General features: G+C 68.2%; 19 protein-coding genes. 1 reads left to right on the top strand and 18 read right to left on the bottom strand.

All coding sequences use genetic code 11. The features are described from left to right. Positions 1-67: 67 nt before the first annotated feature. The 10 genes from trmD to APAU_RS03770 form a co-directional block, all read right to left on the bottom strand. Complete coding sequence (trmD, locus tag APAU_RS03815) at positions 68-1,318, bottom strand: tRNA (guanosine(37)-N1)-methyltransferase TrmD (protein ID WP_006300371.1); 1,251 nt, start codon at positions 1,316-1,318, stop codon at positions 68-70. Further along, positions 1,318-1,884 carry a ribosome maturation factor RimM gene (gene rimM / locus APAU_RS03810; RefSeq protein WP_006300370.1) on the bottom strand — a complete coding sequence of 189 codons (567 nt, stop codon included), beginning with the start codon at positions 1,882-1,884 and terminating at the stop codon, positions 1,318-1,320. The genes trmD and rimM overlap by 1 nt, the downstream gene beginning before the upstream one ends. Further along, complete coding sequence (locus tag APAU_RS03805; RefSeq protein WP_006300369.1) at positions 1,868-2,113, bottom strand: KH domain-containing protein; 246 nt, start codon at positions 2,111-2,113, stop codon at positions 1,868-1,870. Before APAU_RS03805 ends, rimM begins: the two co-directional genes overlap by 17 nt. A 21-nt stretch (positions 2,114-2,134) precedes the next feature. Beyond that, positions 2,135-2,401 carry a 30S ribosomal protein S16 gene (rpsP, locus tag APAU_RS03800; RefSeq protein ID WP_006300368.1) on the bottom strand — a complete coding sequence of 89 codons (267 nt, stop codon included), beginning with the start codon at positions 2,399-2,401 and terminating at the stop codon, positions 2,135-2,137. An 81-nt stretch (positions 2,402-2,482) separates the two neighbouring features. Continuing rightward, positions 2,483-3,829, bottom strand: a complete 1,347-nt coding sequence (gene ffh / locus APAU_RS03795) for a signal recognition particle protein (protein WP_006300367.1) — start codon at positions 3,827-3,829, stop codon at positions 2,483-2,485. Further along, entirely contained in the window at positions 3,822-4,184 is a 363-nt protein-coding gene (locus APAU_RS03790) for a sigma factor-like helix-turn-helix DNA-binding protein (protein ID WP_006300366.1), read from the bottom strand. The genes ffh and APAU_RS03790 overlap by 8 nt, the downstream gene beginning before the upstream one ends. A 147-nt stretch (positions 4,185-4,331) precedes the next feature. Continuing rightward, positions 4,332-4,658, bottom strand: a complete 327-nt coding sequence (locus APAU_RS03785; protein ID WP_006300365.1) for a hypothetical protein — start codon at positions 4,656-4,658, stop codon at positions 4,332-4,334. A gap of 6 nt (positions 4,659-4,664) precedes the next feature. Then, positions 4,665-5,102, bottom strand: a complete 438-nt coding sequence (locus APAU_RS03780) for a hypothetical protein (protein ID WP_006300364.1) — start codon at positions 5,100-5,102, stop codon at positions 4,665-4,667. A gap of 124 nt (positions 5,103-5,226) precedes the next feature. Beyond that, positions 5,227-6,006 (bottom strand): fumarylacetoacetate hydrolase family protein, encoded by a 780-nt coding sequence (locus APAU_RS03775; RefSeq protein WP_006300363.1) that lies wholly within the window; start codon positions 6,004-6,006, stop codon positions 5,227-5,229. 67 nt (positions 6,007-6,073) lie between these two features. Next, positions 6,074-7,264 (bottom strand): MalY/PatB family protein, encoded by a 1,191-nt coding sequence (locus APAU_RS03770; RefSeq protein WP_006300362.1) that lies wholly within the window; start codon positions 7,262-7,264, stop codon positions 6,074-6,076. A 138-nt stretch (positions 7,265-7,402) separates the two neighbouring features. On the opposite strand from APAU_RS03770, the gene gpmA reads away from it, so the two are divergent. Next, a complete protein-coding gene (gene gpmA / locus APAU_RS03765; protein ID WP_006300361.1) occupies positions 7,403-8,152 on the top strand; it encodes a 2,3-diphosphoglycerate-dependent phosphoglycerate mutase in 750 nt (249 codons plus the stop codon). 91 nt (positions 8,153-8,243) lie between these two features. Here the strand turns inward: gpmA and APAU_RS03760 are convergent, their stop codons facing one another. From APAU_RS03760 to APAU_RS03725, 8 genes are all read right to left on the bottom strand, one after another. Then, positions 8,244-8,948, bottom strand: coding sequence for an ABC transporter ATP-binding protein (locus tag APAU_RS03760; RefSeq protein ID WP_006300360.1), 705 nt, complete (start codon positions 8,946-8,948; stop codon positions 8,244-8,246). Continuing rightward, a complete protein-coding gene (locus tag APAU_RS03755) occupies positions 8,927-9,718 on the bottom strand; it encodes an ABC transporter ATP-binding protein (protein WP_006300359.1) in 792 nt (263 codons plus the stop codon). Before APAU_RS03755 ends, APAU_RS03760 begins: the two co-directional genes overlap by 22 nt. Further along, positions 9,702-10,556, bottom strand: coding sequence for a branched-chain amino acid ABC transporter permease (locus tag APAU_RS03750; protein WP_006300358.1), 855 nt, complete (start codon positions 10,554-10,556; stop codon positions 9,702-9,704). Before APAU_RS03750 ends, APAU_RS03755 begins: the two co-directional genes overlap by 17 nt. Before the next feature lie 4 nt (positions 10,557-10,560). After that, complete coding sequence (locus APAU_RS03745; protein ID WP_232207758.1) at positions 10,561-11,442, bottom strand: branched-chain amino acid ABC transporter permease; 882 nt, start codon at positions 11,440-11,442, stop codon at positions 10,561-10,563. A 105-nt stretch (positions 11,443-11,547) separates the two neighbouring features. Further along, a complete protein-coding gene (locus APAU_RS03740; protein ID WP_006300356.1) occupies positions 11,548-12,705 on the bottom strand; it encodes an ABC transporter substrate-binding protein in 1,158 nt (385 codons plus the stop codon). An 83-nt stretch (positions 12,706-12,788) separates the two neighbouring features. Beyond that, positions 12,789-13,526 (bottom strand): FCD domain-containing protein, encoded by a 738-nt coding sequence (locus APAU_RS03735; RefSeq protein WP_232207757.1) that lies wholly within the window; start codon positions 13,524-13,526, stop codon positions 12,789-12,791. A 261-nt stretch (positions 13,527-13,787) separates the two neighbouring features. Next, positions 13,788-13,982 (bottom strand): hypothetical protein, encoded by a 195-nt coding sequence (locus APAU_RS03730; RefSeq protein WP_006300354.1) that lies wholly within the window; start codon positions 13,980-13,982, stop codon positions 13,788-13,790. Between the two features lie 339 nt (positions 13,983-14,321). Further along, on the bottom strand, positions 14,322-15,884 hold the full coding sequence (locus APAU_RS03725) for a pyruvate carboxylase subunit B (protein ID WP_006300353.1): 1,563 nt from the start codon (positions 15,882-15,884) through the stop codon (positions 14,322-14,324). Positions 15,885-15,951 lie beyond the last annotated feature (67 nt).

The following is a 15,951-nucleotide window of genomic DNA, read 5'->3' as shown; positions in this document are numbered from 1 at the left end:
CTCCCTCCTTGCCTTCCAAAATGGATTCATCGGGCCCGTGGGCCACCGTCTTCACGCTTCCTTCTCCCTAGCGCCAGCCGAGGAACCGGTCCAGCACCACCGCCACGGCACCCACCCCGGAGAGGTGGTTGTACCCGTCGGGGGATCCCCCCCGAACGGGAAGCAGCATCCCCTCGCAGTCCCGCAGGGCCTCGTCGTGCAGCCCTCCGCCGGCGCCGAACACCAGCACCACCGGTCGGTCCTCCTCCAGGAAACGCCGCTTGAGCCCCAGCCAGTGCTGGGCTCCCTGCAGCGGTCGGGCGCTGGTGGCCACCAGCAGGGGGTCGGCCTTCTCCTTCTCCCTCACCCAGGCTGCCGCCCGGGAGATGCGGGGAAAGAGCTTCAGGAGTCCCAAGGCCTCGCCCCGCTCCCTTGCCGCCCCGTCCCCCTGCGCTCCGTGGACCTGAAGCCGCTTTGCCAGGTCCCTTTGGGCGGGCAGAGGGTCGGCCACCAGAAACCGCCGGACCCCGTAGGTGCGGCAGGTTCGAGCCATGTCCCGCAGCTCCCCCGCCGCCACGGAGGCGACGGTCGCTTCGCCCCGTTCGTCCCGCACCGGATGGTGCACCTGCAGGACGTAGATCCCGTGCTTCAGGTAGGGCAGAAGCCCCGCCCGGGCCAGCACGTCGGGCCGACGGGCCAGGGTCCTTCGGACCCCTTCCCGCCTGCGCCATTCCTCGATGGCTCCGTGGTCCCCCCCCGCCAGCACCTCCGGGACGACGTCGTCCCTCCAGGCGGCCGGTCGGGTGAAATGGGGGTGGTCCAGGAATCCCCGGTAGAACGAGTCGTTCACCACCGCCTCGCCCCGTCCCACCACGCCCGGGACCAGTCGGGCCAGGGCGTCCACCAGGGCCATGGCAGGCAGTTCTCCCCCCGTGAGGACGAAATCCCCCAGGGAGACCTCCAGGTCCACGAAACGGCGGACGAACCGCTCGTCCACCCCCTCATAGTGGCCGCACACCAGCACCACGTGGTCCACCCGGGACAGGTCCTCCACCAGTTCCTGGTGAAGGGGCACCCCCTGGGGGCTGGGGTACACCACGAAGGGCTTGCCCTCCCCCGAAAGGGATTCCACCGCCCGGGCCAGGGGCTCCGCCATGAGGACCATGCCTCCGCCGCCGAAGCTGTAGTCGTCCACCTGCCGGTAGTCTCCCTGGGAGTGATCCCTCAGGTCCACCACCCGGACGTCCAGCTTCCCCGACGCCACCCCCCGCCCCAGGACGCTGCACCCCAGGTACTGTCGGATCAGGTCCGGAAAGGCGGTGACGATGGACAGGCGCATCAGTCCCAGAGTCCCTCCAGGAGCACCACGGTCATGGTTCCCGCCTCCAGGTCCACCTTCCGGACCACGTCGGCGATGGCGGGGAGCATCTTCAGGGCCCCGTCGGGGGTACGTACCCCGTAGACGTCGTTGCTTCCCGTGGAGATCACGTTCTCCAGACGTCCCAGGTCGCGCCCCGTGTCCTGCTCCACCACCCGAAGCCCCAGAAGGTCGTCGATCCAGTAGCAGTCCTCCTCCAGGGGCACCCGCTCCTCCGGCGCCACCGTGACCAGGCCCCCCTTGAGGGATTCCGCCTCGTCGCAGGTGTGGACCTCCTCGGTCCTCACCAGGAACAGGTTCTTGCTCTCCAGCACGTCCAGCCCCAGCACCGTGAGTTCCCGAGGTGCCCGGTGAACCCCGACCTTCGGGGCGGGAAACTCCACCACCAGACGGTCCATGGAGCGGAACCGCTCCGGGTAGTCCGTCAGGGGCTGGAGCTTCAGGACGCCCTTGATGCCGTGGGGACCCAGGATGCGGCCCACCACGATCCGGGAGGGACGATCCTCCCGGTCAGTCCTCGTCGACATCCACGTCCACCTTGTCGCCGGACTTCACCGCCGCCGCCTTCGTCACCAGCCGAATCGCGTTGATGGTGGAACCCCGCTTGCCGATGATGCGCCCGATGTCCCCCTGGGCCACATCGATGGTCACCAGGACGGCCCCCGCCTCGTTGCGGGTCTCCGCCACCTTGACCTCGTCGGGCTGGTCCACCAGCCGGCGGACGATGTAGTCCACCAGGTTCCCGTATTCCGGCATGGCTCCCGTCGGGCCCGGCCCTTAGGCCTTTTCGGCGGTGAACTTGTCCCACACGCCGGTCTTCTTGAGCACCGCCCGGGCCGTGTCGGAGGGGGTGGCTCCGTTGCGGAGCCAGTGGAGCGCCCGCTCCTCGTCCACGCGCAGCTCCGCGGGATCCGTCATGGGGTTGTAGGTCCCCAGCATCTCGATGAACCGCCCATCCCGGGGGGACCGGGATTCGGTCACCACCAGGCGGTAGAAGGGGTTCTTCTTCTTCCCGTGGCGGGCGAAACGGATTCGAACTGCCATTCGCACAACACCTCCTGCTTCCTCTGGTTGTCTTCGCGACGCCGGGGACGAAGCGCACCGGCTCCCCCCCGACGGGGAAGTCTATCGAAAAAGGTTCCTCATGCCGCCCCCGGGCATCCGGAAGCCCTTGCGGCCCCCCTTGCCGAAGGCCTTCATGAGGTCCTTCATCTGCTCGTACTGGTGGAGCACCTGGTTCACCATCTGGACGGAGGTCCCCGATCCCAGGGCGATGCGGCGACGCCGCGCCCCCTTGATGATCTCCGGGCTCCGCCGTTCCCGGGGGGTCATGGAGAGGATGATGGCCTCGGTGTGCTTGATGCGCTTGGGGTCCAGGTCCGCCCCCTGGGCCATCTTGGAGGCCCCGGGGATGGGGAGCATCTCCAGGACCTTCTCCAGGGGCCCCATCTTCTGGATCTGCTGGAGCTGCAGGAGCATGTCCTCCAGGGTGAAGCGGTTCTTCTTGAGGCTCTCCGTCAGGCGCTCCACGTCCTGTTGGCTGGTGACCTGCTGGACCCGTTCCACCAGGCCCACCACGTCCCCCATGCCCAGGATGCGCTGTCCCATGCGGCGGGCGTCGAAGACCTCCAGGTCCTCGATCTTCTCCCCCATACCCGCCAGCTTCACGGGAGCCCCCGTGGCGGCTCCGATGGCCAGGGCCGCTCCGCCCCGGGCGTCCCCGTCCAGCTTGGTGAGCACCACCCCGGTGAGGCCCAGCTTGGCGTGGAAGGACTCGGCGACGGTCACCGCCTCCTGCCCCGTCATGGCATCCACCACCAGGAGCACCTCCTGGGGGGGCACCGCCTCCTTGATCCGCACCAGCTCCTCCATGAGAGCCTCGTCGATCTGGAGACGTCCCGCCGTGTCCAGCAGGATCAGGTCCGCCAGGTGGTCCTCCGCGTACTTCAGGGACCCCCGGGCGACCTGTACCGGGTCGGTCTGCCCCGCCTGGGGGCCGTAGAAGGCCACCCCCGCCTTCTCCGCCAGGACCCGGAGCTGCTCCACCGCCGCGGGGCGCTGGAGGTCGCAGGCCACCACCAGGGGCTTGTGGCTCCCCTTGAGGCGGGAGGCGATCTTCACGGTGCTGGTGGTCTTCCCGGACCCCTGGAGCCCCGCCATGAGGTACACCGTGGGGGGCTTGGGGGAGATGGTGAGGGGCTTGGGCTCCGAGCCCATCACCGCCACCAGTTCCTCGAAGACGATGGTGAGCACCTGCTGCGCCGGGGTGATGGAGGCCAGCACGTCCTGCCCCGTGGCCCGCTCCCGGATGCGGTCGGTAAGGTCCTTGACCACCTTGTAGTGCACGTCCGCCTCCAGGAGAGCCCGGCGGACCTCCCGGAGGGCGAGGTTCACGTCCTCCTCGCTGAGGCGTCCCTTCCCCCGCAGGGTTCCGAAGATCTTTTCGAACCGATCCTTCAGGGCGTCAAACATCCGCGGAATCTCCTTCCTCCGGCTCGATCAGGACAAACAGCTCCCGGACGAAGGGCTCCGGCAGTTCCTCCCGGTGGCGACCCACCAGGTCCGCCAGGGCCCGATGCAGCTTCTGCCTTTCCTTAAGGAACCCCAGGGCGGCCTCCGCCTCCTCCAGGTGCTCCCGGGACCTCTGGATCAGGTCGTGGATCCCCTGGCGCGTCACCCCCAGGGCGGAGGCGGCCTCCGCCAGGGACCAGTCCTGCAGGAGGACCAGATCGCAGGCCTCCCGCTGTTTCGGGGTGAGCAAAGCTCCGTAACGGTCGTAGAGCCTTCCCATGCGGAGGCGCTCCTCCAGCCGTTTTTCAGGCTCCACCCGCACCCCTCCTCTCGGACAGAGCGATTCTACGCACCCGAAACCATTGTGTCAAGGAAATGCCCTTTACACTCCTCTCGGGGACAGAAAAAGGCCGGGGTTTCCCCCGGCCGGTTCGTTCCCCTTCCTCCCGTGGCTTCGCAGGCCTTAGGAGTGGTGGTGGTGTCCTCCGTGAAGGTGGGCAGCGTCCCGGTGGTCGCAGCAGGCGTGGGCTCCTCCCCCGAAGACGGACTCCTCCATCTCCTGGAGGGCCGCCCAGATTTCCCCCAGCCCCTGGCGCTTGCACACCACCGCATGGGCCAGGGCCTGCCGAACTCCGGGGTCCTCCACCAGGTTCCAGCGGGCCACCAGATCGCTCATCTGGGACAGCTCCTCCGCAAGGCACTCCCGCAGGAGTTCGGCGATCTCCAGGGGATCGGAGGTGGGGCCGTGGACGTGGTCGTGCTCCCCCTCGGGGGTGATGACCCGGCACATGCCGTCCTAGTCCTCGGGGCAGAAACAGCCGTCGGCGCCGTGCTCCAGGTAGTCCCGAAGCTCGTCCATCACGAAGTCGTGCACCAGCTCCGCCGCCTCCCTCTTGAGCTTGTCCCCCTTGGCACGGAAGAACTCCTCGCTGAGGTCCTTGGGGGACCCCTGGGAGGACTCGAAGTCGATCTCCTCCAGGAGGCCCTCCACGAAGGTGGCGTTCACCCCGGGGATCTCCACCCCCCAGGGCGCGTCGTCCTCCGCCAGCTCCTCCCGGCGGTGCAGCTGGGTGGGGAGAATCCGAAGATCCGGACAGGCGCAGGAGCAGGAACAGGTCCCCTCTCCCCCGAGCCTCTCCTGGCTGTAGTTGCGCGCGTCCGCCTCGTGCTCGAACACGTGGACGTCCATCTCTCCCTCGCGGCTCTCCACCACAACCCAGACACGGTCGTTCATCGGCGATGATCCCCCTTATGTCCTTTGGATGTGCCCCCGGGCTCCGGCGAAGGCCGAAGGCCCAGGGGACCTTGCCCTTGGTGGGCCTATCCTAATCCGTATACCCTAGGCCGACAAGCGGGGTTCAGGCGTCGGGGATGCAGACGTTGGACAGGGTGCCGATGCCGTCGATCTGCACCTCCACTCGATCCCCCGGCGTCAGGGGGCCCACCCCCTCCGGGGTTCCCGTGGCGATCACGTCCCCGGGCATGAGGGTGGCGAAGCGGCTGAGGTGGGCGATGAGACGCGGCACCGGGAAGATGAGCTGCTCCAACCGCCCGTCCTGCACCACCTTGCCGTTGAGGGCCGTGCGCACCCGGGTCTGGGGGGACATCTCCCTGGCCAGGAGGAGCACCGGCCCCAGGGGAGCGAAGGTGTCGAACCCCTTGGCCCGGGACCACTGGCCGTCCTTGCGCTGCAGGTCCCGGGCGGTGACGTCGTTGAAGCAGGTGTAGCCCAGCACGTAGTCCAGAGCCTGCTCCTCCGTCACCCGGCGGCAGGGCTTGCGGATCACCACCCCCAGCTCCCCCTCGTAGTCCACCCGCCCCACCCAGGAGGGGATCTCGATGGACCCTTCCGGAGGCAGCAGGGCAGAGCGGGCCTTGAGGAACACCAAGGGCTCCTCGGGCACGTCGTTGCCCAGCTCCTTGGCGTGGTCCGCGTAGTTGCGGCCGATGCAGAACAGGGTCTGGGGCTCCACGGGGGGCAGAAGCCGCACCCGGGACAGGGGATAGCTCACCCGCAGGTCCTCCAGGCTCCCCCCCGGGTCCCCCTTCACCAGGTCCACCATGTTCCCCCGCAGCAATCCCTGGTAGACCGTGCCTCCCAGGTCGAATCGACAGTAGAGCCTCGGTTCTCCCGCCATGCGTCCCCTCTCCTTCCCCCATTCCTTAGGGGTCGCCCCGTCCTCCCCGCTCCCCTTCCGGAGACGGTCAGGGACGCACCCAGCCTCGCCGAACCGCCGCCTCCCGGATCCGCTCCAGCCCCTCCAGGAGCATGGTCCGGGGACACCCCACGTTGATGCGGGCGAAACCCGCCCCGCCCGGACCGAAGGTGGCTCCGTCGTTCAGCGCCACCCGGGCCTCCCTCACCAGGAAGGCCTGCAGCTTCTCCGGATCCTCCTCCCAGTCCCGGAAGTCCAGCCAGAAGACGAAGGTGCCCTGGGGGTGGTCCATCCGCACCCCCGGCAGACGATCCCGCAGGTAGGCCTCCAGGGTGTTTCGGTTCTCCTCCAGGTAGCGCACCAGGGCATCCAGCCAGGGGCCGCCTTCCCGGTAGGCCGTCTCCAAAGCCACCAGCCCCAGCTGGTTCGCCCCGCCCAAGCAAAGCGCCCCCAGACGGGTCTCATAGGCCCGCCGCAGCTCCGGATCGGAGATCACCACGGCGGAGGTGTAGAATCCCGCCAGGTTGAAGGTCTTGCTGGGGGCCACGAAGGTGACGGTGCGGCGGGCCACCTCCTTTCCCAGGGAGGCCAGGGGAACGTGGACTCCCCCGTCGGAGAAGACGATGTCCTGGTGGATCTCGTCGCACAGGATCAGGGCGTCGTACCGCCCGCACAGCTCCGCCAGGGCGGAAAGCTCCTCCCTCGTCCACACCCGGCCCACGGGGTTGTGGGGGCTGCACAGCAGCACCGCCCGGGCTCCCCCGGCCAGGAGGCCTTCCAGCCCCTCCAGGTCCATGACGTAACGGTCCTCCCGGCGTACCAGGGGGTTCCAGAGAAGCTTCCTGTCGTTTGCCTCCACCACCGCGGGGAAGGGATGGTACACCGGGGGCTGCACCACCACCCCGTCCCCGGGACGGGTGAGGGCCTCCAGGGCCACCGCCACCCCGGGCATCACCCCGGGAGCGTGGCAGACCCAGTCCGGGTCCACGTCCCAACCGTGACGGGTCCGCTCCCAGGCCGCCACGGCCTCCCGCACCGAACGGCCCCGAACGGGGTAGCCGAAGACCCCGTGGTCCACCCTCCGGTGCAGCGCCTCCAGCACCGGAAGAGGCGCGGGAAACTCCGTATCGGCGATCCAGAGGGCCAGCAGGTCCTCCTCCCCGAACAGGGTTCCCAGCAGGTCCCACTTCTTGCACCCCGTTCCCTTTCGGAGAACGGGACGATCGAAATCGAAGTTCATGAAACTCCTCCCTTCGGACTAGCAGAAGCATAGCACACCCCCCCTTTCCCCTCCGTTGTTGATCCCCTCCGGAAGTTGGGGCTATCATGTCCCCTGACGACAGAGAGACCCCACACTCCAAGAAAGGGCGGTGGGCACATGCCCCAGATCGTGTTGGTGCGCCACGGAGAAAGCCTCTGGAACAGGGAGAACCGCTTCACCGGCTGGACCGACGTGGACCTCTCACCCAAGGGGACGGAGGAGGCCCACGCGGCGGGACGGCTCCTGCGGGAGGAGGGCTTCGTCTTCGACCTGGCCTACACCTCCGTGCTGCGCCGGGCCATCCGCACCCTCTGGATCGTCCTGGACGAGATGGACCTCATGTGGATCCCCGTGCGCCACTCCTGGCGGCTCAACGAGCGGCACTACGGAGGCCTCCAGGGGCTGAACAAGGGGGAGACCGCGGAGAAGTACGGGGAGGATCAGGTGAAGATCTGGCGGCGCAGCTACGCCGTCCGGCCCCCCCTCCTGGAGCGGGGGGAGGAGCGGGACCCCCTGCGGGATCCTCGCTACGCCGACCTGGCCCCGGAGGTAGTCCCCCTGGGGGAGTGCCTGGAGGACACGGTGGCCCGGGTGGTGCCCTACTGGGAGCAGGAGATCGTCCCCGCCCTGGCCCAGGGACGGCGGGTCCTGGTGGCCGCCCACGGCAACAGCATCCGCGCCCTGGTGAAGTACCTGGACGGAGTCTCGGATCAGGACATCGTGGAGCTGAACATCCCCACGGGGATCCCCCTCCTCTACGACCTGGACGACCGGTTCCACCCCCTGGGGCACCGATACCTGGGGGACCCGGAGGCGGTCGCGGCGGCCGCGGCGGCGGTGGCCAACCAGGGGAAGGCGAAGGGGTAGCCCCACCTGCGCGAACCCAGGAAAGACCGAGGGGGGCGGCCTGCGGCCGCCCCCCTCGGCGTTTGCCCCTTCCCCCGTCCCGGAAGGGTCGTCAGGCCAGATCTCCCAGGTAGGCCCGGCGCACCACCGGGTCGTCCAGAAGATCCCGGGCAGGACCCTCCCGCACCACCGACCCCGTCTCCAGGACGTAGGCCCGGTCCGCCAGCTCCAGGGCCCTCTGGGCGTTCTGCTCCACCAGGAGCAGCGGCGTCCCCCCCCGGCGCACCGAGTCCAGGGTCTCCATCACCTGATCCACCATCAGGGGGGCCAGTCCCAGGGTGGGCTCGTCCAGCAGCAGCATCCGGGGGCGCCCCATGAGGGCCCGGGCGATGGCCAGCATCTGCTGCTCCCCCCCCGAAAGGGTCCCGGCGGTCTGGGCGAGGCGCTGCCGCAGGATGGGGAACAGCTCCAACATCCGCTCCCGGTCCTCCCCCAGCCCGGCATCCCGACGCAGGTATCCTCCCATGGTCAGGTTCTCCTCCACCGAAAGCTCCGCGAAGAGGCGGCGACGCTCCGGCACCAGGGCAAGCCCCGATCGGACCACCTCGTGGGGGCGGGAGGGCAGGGGAGCCCCGGCGAAGAGGATCTCCCCGGAGGTGGGGCGCAGCACCCCCGCCAGGGTCCACATGAGGGTGGACTTGCCCGCCCCGTTGGCCCCCACCACCGACACCGCTTCCCCCTCCCCCACGGAGAGGGACAGGTCCCGGAGGGCGTGGATCTTGCCGTAGTGGACGTTCAGGCCCCGCAGGGAGAGCATGGGCGCCCCTCCTTTCCCAGGTAGGCCCGCAGGACCTGCTCGTTGCTCCGCACCTCTTCGGGGGTCCCCCAGGCCAGACAGGCCCCGAAGTGGAGCACCAGGATCCGGTCGCACAGCCCCATCACCACGTCCATGTGGTGTTCGATGAGCAGGATGGTCAGGCCGAAGCGTCGATGCAGCTCCCGGACCAGCCCGGAGAGCTGCCGGGATTCCTCCCCGTTCATCCCCGCGGCGGGCTCGTCCAGAAGCAGCAGACGGGGCTCCATGGCCAGGGCCCGGGCGATCTCCAGCTTCCGCTGGAGGCCGTAGGGCAGATTGGAGGCCCCCCGATCCCGATGTTCCGAGAGCCCCACCAGGTCCAGCAGCTCCTCCGCCCGGGCGTCCACCCCCCGGTGCCGGGCCCGGACCCCGGGCAGCCGAAGCAGGGAGGAGAACACCCCGTAGGTCTCCCTCTGGAGCAGGGGAACCCGCACGTTGTCCAGACAGGAGAGGCGGTTGAAGAGACGGATGTTCTGGAAGGTCCGGGCCACCCCGGCCCGCACCACCTCGTCGGGACGCCGCCCCGAGAGGACCGTGTTCCCCAGGCGGATCTCTCCCGCCGTGGGGCGGTACACCCCGGTGACCAGGTTGAACACCGTGGTCTTCCCCGCCCCGTTGGGCCCGATGATCCCCGTGATGCTCCCCGGGGCCACGGAGAAGGACAGGTCGTCCACCGCCCGGATGCCCCCAAACTCCCGGGAAAGCCCCCGGACCTCAAGCAGTCCGTCCACGACGCCACCCCCGGATCCACGAGCCGATCTCCTGGTACCCCATGAGCCCCTGGGGCCGGAAGAGCATGATGAGCACCAGCACCAGACCGTAGGCCACCAGCCGCCACATCTGGGCCACCCTCAGGGCCTCGGGCAGGGCGATGAACAGAAACGACGCGATCAGGGGCCCGGAGATGCTGCCCATGCCCCCGGCGATCACCGCCGCCAGGAGCATGGTGGACTGGGTGAGGGTGAACATGACGGGCTGCACGAAGGAGAGGTAGTGGGCCAGGAGCCCCCCGGAGAGGCCGCAGAAGGCGGCGCTCACAACCAGGGAGAGGAGTCGGGCCCGAAACAGGTGCACCCCCGCCATCTCCGCCGCCACCGGGTCCTCCCGCAGGGCGATGCACCCCTGACCGAACCGGGACAGGAGGAAGTTCCGGGCCACCCACACGGACCCGGCCAGACAGAGGACCACCAGGGGCAGGGTGGTGAAGGGCTCGATGCCCGGAAGCCCCCGGGCCCCGTTGGTGATCTCCAGGTTCTCCAGGAGCACCCGCAGAGCCTCCCCGAACCCCAGGATGGCGATGGCGAAGTAGTCGCTTCGGAGCTTGGCCCGCAGGGTGGGCACCCCGATGACCAGGCTCACCGCTCCCGCCGCGACCACCCCCGCCCCCAGGGCCAGGGGAAAGGGGACGAAGTAGTAATAGGTGAGGATGGCGGACACGTAGGCCCCGATGCCCACGAAGGCGGCGTGCCCGAAGGAGAACAGCCCCGTGAAACCCGTGAAGATGGACAGGCCCAGCACCGCGATCATGTTGATCCCCGCCAGGGTGACGATGGACAGGACGTAGTTCACGGCCCTACACCTTCTCCGAGGCGTCTCGGCCGAAGAGGCCGTTGGGCAGGCACACCAGCAGGGCGATGAGCAGGCCGAAACTGAACACGTCCCGCATCACGCTGGACACGTAGGTGGACACGAAGGTCTCCAGCACCCCCAGCACCAGCCCCCCCACCAGGGCCCCGGGCAGGCTCCCCAGGCCGCCGATGACTGCGGCGATGTAGGCCTTGTTGGTGACCCACCCCATGGTGGGGTAGACCAGATACTTGATCCCCAGGAAGACCCCGGCGATGCCCCCGAAGAGCCCCGCCAGCAGGAACACCACGGAGATGAGCCGATCCAGGTTCACTCCCATGAGGGAGCACATGGTCATGTCGCTCACCCCCGCCCGGATGGCCACCCCCGTGCGGGTCCGGGTGAGGAACAGGTGGAGCCCCCCGATGGACACCAGGGAGAGGGCGAAGGCCCCCAGGTCCAGGAGACTCACCGTGGCTCCCCCGAAGAGGGGCACGGTCTGCCGGGAGAAGAACTCCGGGTAGGCGTAGAACCGGGACCCGATGGTAGCGTACACCAGGTTCTCCAGGAACACGGCGCACCCCATGGCGGAGATCATGAGGTACAGGGAGGGAGCCTTGCGGTGCCGCAGGAGGGAGTAGGCCAGCTTCTCGTTGGCCACCGCCAGCAGCCCCGCCCCCATCATGCTGCCCGCTACCACCAGGCCCAGCCCGGCGTGGAGCTTGGAGACCAGCCCCAGGCCCATGTAGGCCCCCAGCATGATGACCGCTCCGTGGGCGAAGTTGCTGAAGTTGAGCACGCTGAACACCAGGGAGTAGCCCACCGCCATGAGGGCGTAGATCCCTCCGATGGACAGCCCCGTCACCAGGGTCTGCAAGAACAAGGGCACAAACCTCCTTCCGGGCGCACAGGGCCCGGACACAGCATGGGTCCTTCCGGGAAGCGGCGCAAGCCCCCTCCCGGAAGGACCCGGGGATTTCGAAGACCGGGAGTGCTACTTCGTCCCGGGGTGGAACTTCTTCACGAAGACGAAGGACTTGGCCTGGGTGTCCACCTTCTGGATCACCGCAGGCTTGTCCAGGGGGTCATGGGTCACGGGGTCTATGGTGAGCACCCCGCTGGTGACCTTGAGTCCCCGGGCGTGGGCCATGGCCTGGGCCATCTTCGCCCCGTCGGTGCTCTTGGCGGCTTGGATCCCGTGCACCACCAGCAGCAGCGCGTCCTGGGCCATGACGGGGTTGGGAAGCACCGGATCCGCCCCGAAGGCCTTGCGGTACTCCTGCACGAAGCCCTTGATGTCCGGATCCGCCAGGTCCGTGAGGTTCACGAAGTACCCCCCGTGGATGGCGCTGCCCCCCAGCTCGATGAGGTCCGGGCTGCCCCAGTTGTCCGTACCCAACAGACGGGCCTTGAGTCCCAGGTCCCGGGCCTGCTTGGCCGCCATGGCGGCCTCCTTCTGGCTGGTGGGGATGAAGAGCACGTCCGGCTCCAGCCCCTTCATCTTCCCCAGCTGGGCCCGGTAGTCCAGCTCGTCGGTGCGGAAGGCCTCCTTGGCCACCACCTTGCCCCCCGCCTTGACGAAGGCCTCTTCGAAGTACTTCGCCAGCCACTGTCCGTAGTCGGAACCCACGTCGTAGAGCACCGCCGCCTTGCGGGCCTTCAGGTCCCGGAAGGCAAACTGCGCCGCCACGGTGCCCTGGAAGGGATCGATGAAACAGGGGCGGAAGGCGAAGGGCCGGGTCTTGCCGCTGCGCTTGTCGATGGTGACGAAGGGGTTCGTGGCGGTGGTCACCACCATGGGGATTCGGGCCTTCTCCAACACCGGGGCCGTGGCGATGGCGTTGCCGCTCTGGGCGGGGCCGATGACCGCCACCACCCCGTCGTTTGCCAACCGCCGGGCCACGTTCACCGACTCCACCGCGTCGTTGCGGTTGTCGTACCCCACCAGCTCCAGCTTTTTCCCCAGGACCCCGCCGGAGGCGTTGATCTTCTTGATCAGCATCTCCAGGGCTAGCTTCTCCGACTGCCCCCACATGGAAGCCCCCCCGGTGAGGGACACGGAGTGCCCGATTCTGATGGTCTCCTCCGCCCCCGCCGCCCCGGTCCAGGCCAAAAGCAAACCGCACAGCAGCCACACCCATCCCTTGCGCATTCCCAACCTACCCCCTTCGTTCAGATCCGTCCTCCCTCGGGAAAAGACGGCCGCGCCCACCCGGGCCTTCTCAGAACCCCGGGCTATCGCCTCCAGTAGCGCCGGCAGTCCTCCATGAGGTTGTCCAGATGGCGTCTCATGGCCAGCTCCGCCAGCTCCGGGTCCCGCTGCTCCACCGCCTCCAGGATCTTCCGGTGGTCCGGGTTCGCCACCCGCCCCGCTTCCCGGCGGATGATCTCCAGCTCCCGGGCGTAGAAGGGGTTCTGCCGCAGCAGGTCCACCGCCGCCCCCAGCAGGCGGTTGCCCCCCGCCCGGGCCAGGATGCGGTGGAACCGCGTGTCCTCCTCCGAAACCCCCTTGCCCTCCCGGGCCTGGGACTCCATGATCTCCACGGACCGGCGCAGGTCCTCCACGTCCTCCTCCGTGGCGTGCTGCGCCGCCAGCCGCGCGGTCTCCTGCTCCACCGCCCGCCGGGCCTCCAGCAGCTCCAGGATGCGGTCCCGGTCCTGGGAGAGCACCGAGTCCACGAAGTCCCGGGCGGCGCTGTCCCGGACCGAGGCCTGCTCCAGCAGGGCGAGGTGCTTTCTTCCCTCCGGGGTCAGACGACGCCCCTTGTTGCGGTCCTTTTCCAGAAAACCCTGGGCCTCCAGATCCCCCAGAAGGCGTCCCACCGTGGCCTCCGAGAGGCCGTGCCCCCGCTCCTGGAGGCCCCACCGCAGCGCCCCCGCCCCCAGGGGTTCCGCCGCCTCCTGGATCAGAAGAAGGAGATCCTTCACCACCTCGTCCCGATCCGCCACCCGAACCCCTCCTCGATCGTGCAACCCGAGAATTTGATGAGTGGTGTTACTGTAACACTCCTCCTCGGGCTGTCAAGGAATCCGTGAAATGTAGGGTTCTTACCCGCTTTGGAAGGAGAGTGTCCTGCACGGCCGCAAAGCAACGGGAAGGTTCACCCCTATTTGATGAGTCGTGGCACCCGGGAGGAGAACATGAAGAGAGCCCCTCGGACCTGGGTCCGAAGGGCTCCGGGGGGATCGTTCGGTTCCACGCGAAACCGTTCCCATTCCGTCCTCCCGGGGAACTCAGAAGGTGGTCCAGAGAGGCACGAGGGCGATCACGGAAGCGGCGATGCCGGTGCACGTGTGGATTCCCGCCCGAACGGGAAGGGACAACAGGCGGGCGATGCCCAAATCGAAGACCCGATCCAAAAACTCCAACCCTAAGGCCACGACGCCCGTCAACGCCAGAAAGACCACGCCGCGAAGCACCAGATCCATCCAGGACACCTCCCTTTCTTTCCACGGGCCTCCTCGATTCGAAGCCCCTCGGCCTTCTCCCTTTCCCCGGGGGAGACCCCCTCGGGGGAACCGCCGTCGCACCCAGCAATATTAACTATTTCGCGACATCATTGTACCCCTGTACACCCCAACAAACAAGGTCGTTTCGGATTATGGCCATATATTCCAAAGCAAAATACCGTATTTCAATTGCTGCAAACGATAACGCAAGGGGAATCGCCCTGTACCCGAAACGTTACCTTTCATAATACAAGGCCCCGGGACTTGCGTCCCGAGGCCTTGTGCGGTCCGATCCATCCTGACGACGGAGAGAAACCCTTAGACGGGGTAGGCCGCCTCTCCCTCCAGGGTCTGAAGCCCCACGTCCTGCTTGGTGGTCCGGGCGAACTTCCGGGGCAGGAAGTCCTTGGCCACTGCGGGGAACAGGACCTGGGACAACACGTCCTCGGGCTGGAGGATCCAGGGGGCCACCTCCGCCCGGGCCGCCTCCAGCTCCGGTTCCAACAGCTCCCCGGGACGACAGACGATCGGCTTTTCGTCCCCCAGGACCTTCTTCTGGACTTGAGGGTCCACGGGGGCGGGGGTGCGGCCATAGTAGCCCAGGAAGACCTGACGGACCTCCTTGGGCACCACCTTCCAACGCTCCCCCGCCAGCACGTTCATGGTGGCCTGGGTTCCCACGATCTGGCTGGTGGGGGTCACCAGGGGGGGGTAGCCCATCTCCCGGCGCACCCGGGGCACCTCTTCCAGCACCTCCCTCAGGCGGCCCAGAGCCCCCTGTTCCTTGAGCTGGCTCTGGAGGTTGGAATACATGCCCCCGGGCACCTGGTAGAGGAGGATGTTGATGTCCACCCCCGCCATGCCCAGGATCTGCCCCTGGTACTTCTCCCGAAGGCGGGTGAAGTGTTCCGACACGGGGAGGAGCTTCTCCAGGGAGATCCCCGTGTCGTAGGGGCCCCGCTGGAGGGCCGCCACCAGGGTCTCCGTGGCGGGCTGGCTGGTGCCCATGGCGAAGGGGGAGATGGCGCAGTCCACCACGTCCGCCCCCGCCTGGATCCCCGCCAGGTAGCTCATGGCGGCCAGGCCGCTGGTGTAGTGGCTGTGTACCTGCACGGGCACGTCCACTCGCGCCTTGATGGCGGACACCAGGGCCGCCGCGTCCATGGGGGAAAGCAGCCCCGCCATGTCCTTGATGCAGATGGAGTCCGCCCCCATGCCCACCATGTCCTGGGCCTGCCGGGCGAAGAGGTCCAGGGTGTGCACCGGGGAGGTGGTGTAGGAGATGCCCATCTGCAGGTGGGCTCCCTCCTTCTTCACCTGATCCGCCGCCACCTCCGCATTCCGCAGGTCGTTCAGGGCGTCGAAGATCCGGACGATGTCGATGCCGTTGCCCACGGCGCGCCTGACGAACTCCCGCACCACGTCATCTGCGTAGTGTCGGTAGCCCACCAGGTTCTGCCCCCGCAGGAGCATCTGGAGCTTGGTCTTCCTGATGCGCCTCCGCAGTTGCCGCAGCCGCTCCCAGGGGTCCTCGTCCAGGAAGCGCATGCAGGCGTCGAAAGTGGCCCCCCCCCAAACCTCCAGGGAGTGGTACCCCACCTCGTCCAGGGCCTCGGCGACGGGCAGCATGTCCTCGGTGCGCAGCCGGGTGGCCATGATGGACTGGTGGGCATCCCGCAGGGCGGTCTCGGTGATCCCCACCTTCCGGGGAGCCGCGGCCCCGAAGGGGTTGTTCCGCGCCGGGGTCGGCTCCGGGACCGGTGCCGTCCTCGGCGCCTCGTTCCGGGGAGCCGGGGGCGAATCGGGGCGGGACGCCCCGGGGGGGGCGTCGGACACTCGGGTGTAGGCTCTTCTTCCGTTGATTTCCAAGGGCTGTGCCATGTATCTCATCCTTCCCGAACCACCGAAGCCAAGGCTTCGGGTCCACGCCGAGGGGGGTCACAGGACA

The sequence above is a fragment of the Aminomonas paucivorans DSM 12260 genome (genome assembly GCF_000165795.1).
Taxonomy (GTDB): domain Bacteria; phylum Synergistota; class Synergistia; order Synergistales; family Synergistaceae; genus Aminomonas; species Aminomonas paucivorans.
The sequence above is the reverse complement of the archived record's forward strand: the minus strand, read 5'-3'. Positions and strand labels throughout refer to the sequence as shown.

Excerpts from the sequence above, each read along its gene's own strand:
- APAU_RS03725 (WP_006300353.1), bottom strand. The coding sequence starts at position 15,884 with ATGGCACAGCCCTTGGAAATCAACGGAAGAAGAGCCTACACCCGAGTG.
- APAU_RS03760 (WP_006300360.1), bottom strand. The coding sequence starts at position 8,948 with ATGCTCTCCCTGCGGGGCCTGAACGTCCACTACGGCAAGATCCACGCC.
- trmD (WP_006300371.1), bottom strand. The coding sequence starts at position 1,318 with ATGCGCCTGTCCATCGTCACCGCCTTTCCGGACCTGATCCGACAGTAC.
- APAU_RS03805 (WP_006300369.1), bottom strand. The coding sequence starts at position 2,113 with ATGCCGGAATACGGGAACCTGGTGGACTACATCGTCCGCCGGCTGGTG.
- APAU_RS03730 (WP_006300354.1), bottom strand. The coding sequence starts at position 13,982 with ATGGATCTGGTGCTTCGCGGCGTGGTCTTTCTGGCGTTGACGGGCGTC.
- APAU_RS03785 (WP_006300365.1), bottom strand. The coding sequence starts at position 4,658 with ATGTGCCGGGTCATCACCCCCGAGGGGGAGCACGACCACGTCCACGGC.
- APAU_RS03775 (WP_006300363.1), bottom strand. The coding sequence starts at position 6,006 with ATGGCGGGAGAACCGAGGCTCTACTGTCGATTCGACCTGGGAGGCACG.
- APAU_RS03770 (WP_006300362.1), bottom strand. The coding sequence starts at position 7,264 with ATGAACTTCGATTTCGATCGTCCCGTTCTCCGAAAGGGAACGGGGTGC.
- rimM (WP_006300370.1), bottom strand. The coding sequence starts at position 1,884 with ATGTCGACGAGGACTGACCGGGAGGATCGTCCCTCCCGGATCGTGGTG.
- ffh (WP_006300367.1), bottom strand. The coding sequence starts at position 3,829 with ATGTTTGACGCCCTGAAGGATCGGTTCGAAAAGATCTTCGGAACCCTG.
- APAU_RS03740 (WP_006300356.1), bottom strand. The coding sequence starts at position 12,705 with ATGCGCAAGGGATGGGTGTGGCTGCTGTGCGGTTTGCTTTTGGCCTGG.
- gpmA (WP_006300361.1), top strand. The coding sequence starts at position 7,403 with ATGCCCCAGATCGTGTTGGTGCGCCACGGAGAAAGCCTCTGGAACAGG.
- rpsP (WP_006300368.1), bottom strand. The coding sequence starts at position 2,401 with ATGGCAGTTCGAATCCGTTTCGCCCGCCACGGGAAGAAGAAGAACCCC.
- APAU_RS03780 (WP_006300364.1), bottom strand. The coding sequence starts at position 5,102 with ATGAACGACCGTGTCTGGGTTGTGGTGGAGAGCCGCGAGGGAGAGATG.